Raw genomic sequence first — 3,246 nt, 5'->3', positions numbered from 1 at the left:
CTCGTCGCGGAAGCCGAGCTCGGCCTCGGACAGCTCGCGGTCGAGCGCGTAGCCGCGGTGGCACTCGTCGACGACGATGAAGCGTAACTGGCGCAGGAACTGCTGCCACCGGTGGTGTCCGGAGAGGATCCCGATGTGCAGCATGTCGGGGTTGGTGAACACCATGCGCGAATTGGCGCGCGCCCACTGCCGCAACTGTGCGTCGGTGTCGCCGTCGTAGGTGCACGGCGCGAGCCGCGCGAAATCCGCGTTGGTCGCGAGGATCGCGGTGAACGAGCGCAGCTGGTCGACGCCCAGCGCCTTGGTGGGTGCCAGGTACAGCGCCGTCGCGTTGTGATCGTCGAGCAGCGTCTGCAGAACGGGCAGTTGATATGCCAGGGACTTGCCCGACGCGGTGCCGGTGGCGACGACGACGTGGCGCCCGGAGTGCGCATGCTCGGCGGCGTCGATCTGGTGGCGCCACGGACGGTGTAGGCCCAGTTCGGCAAAGGCCGCGACGATGGCCGGGTCGAGCCACTGCGGCCAGTCGGCGAAGCGCGCCTGCGCCGGGGGGATGACCTCGGTGTGGGTGACGGGCGAGGCGTCCGGATCGGTTCCGGCAAGCGCCGCGCGCAGCAGCTCCTCGCCGTACGAGCCGGTCATGGTGTCGGTCTTCCGCCTTTGCTCCGTCATGCCCTCAACCACCCAATCTAGTGGCGACGCCCCCACTGCCCCAATTGCGCGGCTCGCGGTGGTTAAACCCAAACGGGCGTCGAATCGGGTAGTCGGACTATCGCGGCGCGGCCGAACGTGATTGACTTGGGACAGGTCGCACGATTCGGCGGTGTTAGGGGGGAATGTTCCCGCCGGGCGCCGAATCCTGTTGCGAGCGTTGTACTTGGGTTTGGTTCGCGGGTTCTCCGCAGGCTTTCACTCAGAATGGCGGTCGGAACCGGCCGCGTCGAGAGACATCCTCTCGTCGCAATCAGCAATATGTGAAGGAATGCAGTAATGGCACAGGGAACTGTGAAGTGGTTCAACGCGGAAAAGGGCTTCGGCTTCATCGCACCCGACGAGGGAAACGGTGACGTGTTTGTGCACTACTCGGAGATCCAGGGATCCGGTTTCCGCACCCTGGAAGAGAACCAGCGCGTCGAGTTCGAGGTCGGCCAGGGCACCAAGGGCCCGCAGGCCACTGGCGTTCGCGCCGTCTAAAACCTCTTGATGCTCATCCTTCGGGTGAGCACGCAAAGCCCCGTAGTCGGATAGTCCATCCGGCCGCGGGGCTTTGTGCTTTCGCCACTGGTCCCCGACGCCGCGCCTGCTCACCCCGTGCTTCTCGTGCCTGGCGCGGTGCATGGCCTGGAAAACATAGACTCGTGTCATGTCCCAAATGGCGCTGTTCTCATCGGACACCGACGACCCGTCGGTGTCCGATGTGGCCGGTCTGCTCGCGTGCAGCGGCCAGACGGTGCCGATGGCGGGCGGAACACGGGTGTCGGTGGTCGTCGACGCCCAGTGGCGGGCGCGGGCGCTGGCGCAAGAGCTCGAGTTGATCGGTCTGGCCGTGGAGATCGCCCGCTCCGAGGAGGGCTCGCCGGTGGTGCGCACCATGCCGACTCCGTTGCTCGACGATCTGCGGCGACTGTGGTCGTCGGGTGCGGTGAAGGCGGTTCCGCCGGGGTGGACGCCGTCGCCGCGTGCGCTGCGCCAGTGGACGATCGCCGCCGGACGCCGCGACGGCGACAAGTATCTGCTGGGCCTGGACGTCCACGCTCCCGACACCCATCCGGCGCTGGCAACCGCCCTGATGCGCGTCGGCGTCGCACCGATTCTGACGGGTGCCCGCGGGGGTCTTCCGGCGGTGCGGATCGCCGGAAAGCGCCGCGTGACCAGATTCGTGGAAATGGTCGGCGCCCCGCCCGACGAGCCCGATGCGCTCGCCGACTGGCCAATTGTCTGAAGGTCCCGTCGCAGCGCGCTGACCTGCGATGACAGTCCGCACGACACGTCAAGACGGTGCGCCGCGGGCGACCTCCATGTGCAGTGGCCCCCGTATATAAGGTAGAAAGCTCCCAACGGGGTGCACTCGGCGCTCCGTTGGGAACACCGAGGAACACGCGTGGCTAAGACCGATACCGCATTGCCCGGATCGGGTACGACTCGACGGCTCGTGATCGTCGAGTCGCCCACCAAGGCACGCAAGATTGCGGGCTTCCTCGGTGGGGGATACGTCGTCGAATCGTCCCGCGGCCACATCCGCGACTTGCCGCGCGGCGCCGCCGATGTCCCTGCGAAGTACAAGGGCCAGCCGTGGGCGCGCTTGGGTGTGAACGTCGAGGACAACTTCGAGCCGCTCTACGTGGTCTCCGCGGACAAGAAGTCGACGGTCAGCGAACTCAAATCCCTCCTGAAGGAGGTCGACGAGCTCTACCTCGCGACGGACGGTGACCGTGAGGGCGAGGCCATCGCCTGGCACCTCATGGAGATCCTCAAGCCCAAGGTGCCCGTCAAGCGCATGGTGTTCCACGAGATCACCGAGCCCGCCATCCAGGCCGCCGCGGCCAGCCCGCGCGAACTCGACATCGACCTCGTCGACGCGCAGGAGACGCGCCGCATCCTCGACCGCCTCTACGGCTACGAAGTGTCACCGGTGCTGTGGAAGAAGGTCATGCCGAAGCTCTCGGCCGGCCGCGTCCAGTCGGTGGCGACCCGCATCATCGTCGACCGTGAGCGCGAGCGCATGGCCTTCGTCTCGGCCGACTACTGGGACATCGCGGCAACGCTCGATGCGGGTGCCGACGCGACGCCGCGGACCTTCTCGTCGCGGTTGGTGGGTGTCGACGGCCAGCGCGTCGCGGTGGGCCGCGATTTCGGCGCCGACGGTGCGCTACGCAAGGCCGACGGTGTCATCGTGCTCGACGAGTCGCGTGCCCGCGGCCTGGCCGCCGGTCTGCAGAACGCTGCGCTCACCGTCGAGTCGGTGGAGGAGAAGCCCTACACCCGACGGCCCTACGCACCGTTCATGACGTCGACGCTGCAGCAGGAGGCTGGGCGCAAGTTGCGGTTCACCTCCGACCGCACGATGCGGGTGGCGCAGCGGCTGTACGAGAACGGCTACATCACCTACATGCGTACCGACTCGACGACCCTGAGCGAGTCGGCGATCAACGCCGCCCGTGCCCAGGCGCGCGAGCTGTACGGCGAGAACTATGTGCACCCGACGCCGCGCCAGTACACGCGCAAGGTGAAGAACGCGCAGGAGGC

The 3,246-nt window shown here is 67.2% G+C and carries 4 protein-coding genes; 3 read left to right on the top strand and 1 reads right to left on the bottom strand.

All coding sequences use genetic code 11. The annotated features are described in order from the left end of the window. On the bottom strand, window positions 1–672 hold a 672-nt coding region (locus B4L26_RS12535), incomplete at its 3' end, for a DEAD/DEAH box helicase (protein ID WP_290719195.1). 318 nt (window positions 673–990) lie between these two features. On the opposite strand from B4L26_RS12535, the gene B4L26_RS12530 reads away from it, so the two are divergent. The 3 genes from B4L26_RS12530 to topA all read left to right on the top strand — a co-directional run. Continuing rightward, complete coding sequence (locus B4L26_RS12530) at window positions 991–1,194, top strand: cold-shock protein (protein ID WP_007321539.1); 204 nt, start codon at window positions 991–993, stop codon at window positions 1,192–1,194. A gap of 169 nt (window positions 1,195–1,363) precedes the next feature. Next, the gene (locus tag B4L26_RS12525; RefSeq protein ID WP_290719194.1) at window positions 1,364–1,942 is read left to right on the top strand and encodes a hypothetical protein; all 579 of its coding nucleotides are present in this window, start codon (window positions 1,364–1,366) and stop codon (window positions 1,940–1,942) included. 159 nt (window positions 1,943–2,101) lie between these two features. Further along, the coding region (gene topA / locus B4L26_RS12520; RefSeq protein WP_290719193.1) for a type I DNA topoisomerase at window positions 2,102–3,246 on the top strand (1,145 nt) is incomplete at its 3' end.

The sequence above is a fragment of the Gordonia sp. UBA7599 genome, assembly GCA_002477755.1.
In the GTDB taxonomy this organism is placed as follows: domain Bacteria; phylum Actinomycetota; class Actinomycetes; order Mycobacteriales; family Mycobacteriaceae; genus Gordonia.
This window is presented reverse-complemented; position numbering and strand designations above follow the sequence as displayed.